The organism is Salipiger sp. HF18 (assembly GCF_011806505.1).
Taxonomy (GTDB): Bacteria; Pseudomonadota; Alphaproteobacteria; order Rhodobacterales; family Rhodobacteraceae; genus Salipiger; species Salipiger thiooxidans.
This window is the reverse complement of record NZ_JAATOS010000524.1, coordinates 1-2,711: the sequence shown is the minus strand read 5'-3', so window position 1 is coordinate 2,711 and position 2,711 is coordinate 1. Positions and strand designations below refer to the sequence as shown.

Sequence of the window (2,711 nt, the reverse complement as noted above, 5' to 3'; positions counted from 1 at the left end):
CTGGTGGGCGGGACCGACCTTGCGGCGCTCTCGGACGAAGAGCTGCGCAAGCAGCGCCACAAGGTGCAGATGGTCTTCCAGGATCCCTACGCCTCGCTCAACCCGCGCCAGCGCATCATGGGCGCGATCACCGACGGCCCGATCACCCGCGGCGTGCCCCGCAAGCAGGCCGAGGCCCGTGCCCGCGAACTGCTCGAGATCGTGGGACTCGGGGCCGATGCGGCGCAGCGTTTCCCGCATGAATTCTCGGGCGGGCAGCGCCAACGTATCGGAATTGCCCGCGCTTTGGCCATGGACCCCGAGCTGATCATCGCGGATGAGGCAGTTTCGGCTCTCGACGTCTCTATCCAGGCCCAGGTGCTGGACCTCCTGCGGGAGCTGCGCGAGAAGATGGAGCTGTCGATCCTCTTCATCACCCACGATCTGAGGGTGGCGGCCCAGCTGTGCGACCGTATCGCGGTGATGCAGAAGGGCCGGTTGGTCGAGATCGGCACCGTGCATGACATCTTCCTGCGCCCTCAGCAGGAATATACGCGAAAGCTTCTGGCGGCCGTGCCGGGGGCCGACTGGGAACAACAAAGGACTGCCACCGTATGACCCGCATTCTAGGCGTCGTGAGCGACTCTCGACTCGAACTGGGAGAGCGATACATCCCGCTTTTCGAGAAGGTCGCGCCCGAGCTCGATCTGCGACGCCCCGACGAGATCGCCAACCCGGCGGAGGTGCAGTTCATGTTCACCTTCCTGCCGGCGGCCGATGCCTTCACCCCCTATCCCAACCTGCGCGCCGTCTTCGGCGCGGGGGCGGGAGTGGATGCCATCGAGGCCTGCCCCTCGCTGCCCAAGGGGCTGCCGATCTTCCGGGTCGAGGATGCCGACCAGGCCCAGCAGATGGCGGGCTTCAGCGTCTTCCACGTCCTCTGGCACCACCGCGAGATGGCGAGCTGGTTCGAGGCACGTGGGCGGCAGGACTATCAGCGCAAGCTCTACGGCATCTCTCCGCTGGAAAAGCGTATCGGCGTCATGGGCTTCGGTCACATGGGGCAGGCCATCGCGCGCGGCCTGACGGCGCTCGGCTACCCGGTGGCGAGCTATTCCCGCCGCGCGCCCGAGCCGATGCCGGGCGTGACGCATTACACCGCCGACGGGCTCGACGACTTCCTTGCCCAGAGCGACATCCTGATCAACGTGCTGCCGCTCACCGCGCAGACGCAAGGGATGATCGGCGCCGAGCTGATGGCGAAGCTGCCGCAGGGCGCCGCGATCATCCACATCGGGCGGGGCGGGCAGGTGGACGAGACCGCGCTGGTCGAGGCCATCGACAGCGGCCACCTCTCGGGAGCCTCGGTGGACGTGTTCGAGACCGAGCCGCTGCCGCAGGGCCACCCGTTCTGGTCCCACCCCAGGATCTTCATCACGCCGCATGTCGCCAGCATTCCCGTGCCCGAAAACGTCGTCCTCGCCATCCGCGCGCGCATGCTCGACCTGCAGCCGGCCTGATCCCGTATTTCCCGTCTTCTCGAAAGTCCCCCTGAAATGCCGCGCGAATCCGCCGTGGCGAGCTGAAGGCCGCCGACGTCATCCGCGACACGCTCGACCGCGTGGCCAGGCTGAACCCGCAGGTGAATGCCATCGTGCAGGATTGCAGCGAGGACGCCATGGCCGAGGCCGAGGCGCTGGACGCCCGCATCGCCCGTGGCGAGCAGGTCGGCGCGCTGGCCGGCGTGCCGGTGACCATCAAGGTGCTGTCGGACCAGAAGGGCTATGCCTCGACCAACAGCTGCCGGATCTTCGAGAACGTCGTGGCGACGCAGGACAACCCGTTCCTGCGCCACATGCGCCAGCACGACGCCATCGCCATCGGGCGCACCAACACGCCCGCCTTCTCGTACCGCTGGTTCACCACCAACAACTTCTACGGCGAGACCAGGAATCCGCATAACCCGGCGCTGACCGCCGGCGGATCGTCGGGAGGGGCAGGGGCCGCGGTGGCGACCGGCATGGGCCATATCGGCCACGGCACCGATATCGCGGGCTCGATCCGCTACCCCGCCTATGCCTGCGGCGTGCAGGGGCTTCGCCCGACGCTGGGGCGGGTGCCGACGTTCAACCACTCCTCGCCCGACCGGGGCATCGGGCCGCAGATCATGGCGGTCTCTTCCCCCCTCGCGCGCCGGGTCGACGACCTGCGCCTCGGGCTCGAGGGCATGGCGGGCTACGCCGCGGACGATCCCTGGAGCGCGCCGGTGCCGCTCGAGGGGCCGCGCTACCGGCGCCGCGTGGCGCTGGTGAAGCGTCCGGGCGGGATCGACACCGACCCGCGCATCCTCGACGATCTCGAGCGCGCCGCGAACATCTTCCGCCTCGCGGGGTGGGAGGTCGACGAGCCCTCCGAGATCCCCGAGATCCGCGAGGCGGTGGAGCTGCAGATCGACCTCTGGCTCTCGGACGGCCACGCCGACAAGATGGCCGCAGCGCAGGCCGAGGGCGATCCCGGCGCCATTGCGCTGCTCTCGCATTACGCCGAGCGCGCCGCGGCGGTGGACGTGAAGCGCTTCAGCGAGGTGTTCATGCGCCGCTCGGCGCTGATCCGGGCGTGGCGCGGCTTCCTGCAGGACTACCCTGTGGTGCTGATGCCGGTCTCGGCGGATCTGCCGTTCAGGCAGGACGCGGATCTCGAGGGCGGCGACGCCGTCGCGCGGCTCTGGGAGG

General features: G+C 68.9%; 3 protein-coding genes. All 3 read left to right on the top strand.

What is annotated here, in order from left to right:
• Positions 1 to 597, top strand: a 597-nt coding sequence (locus HC022_RS23545) for an ATP-binding cassette domain-containing protein (RefSeq protein ID WP_167454021.1), incomplete at its 5' end; no start/stop codon positions are given.
• Positions 594 to 1,499, top strand: a complete 906-nt coding sequence (locus tag HC022_RS23540; protein ID WP_089955619.1) for a glyoxylate/hydroxypyruvate reductase A — start codon at positions 594 to 596, stop codon at positions 1,497 to 1,499. The genes HC022_RS23545 and HC022_RS23540, both read left to right, overlap by 4 nt.
• A 47-nt stretch (positions 1,500 to 1,546) precedes the next feature.
• On the top strand, positions 1,547 to 2,711 hold a 1,165-nt coding region (locus HC022_RS23535), incomplete at its 3' end, for an amidase (protein ID WP_167454022.1).

Excerpts from the sequence above, each read along its gene's own strand:
- HC022_RS23540 (WP_089955619.1), top strand. The coding sequence starts at position 594 with ATGACCCGCATTCTAGGCGTCGTGAGCGACTCTCGACTCGAACTGGGA.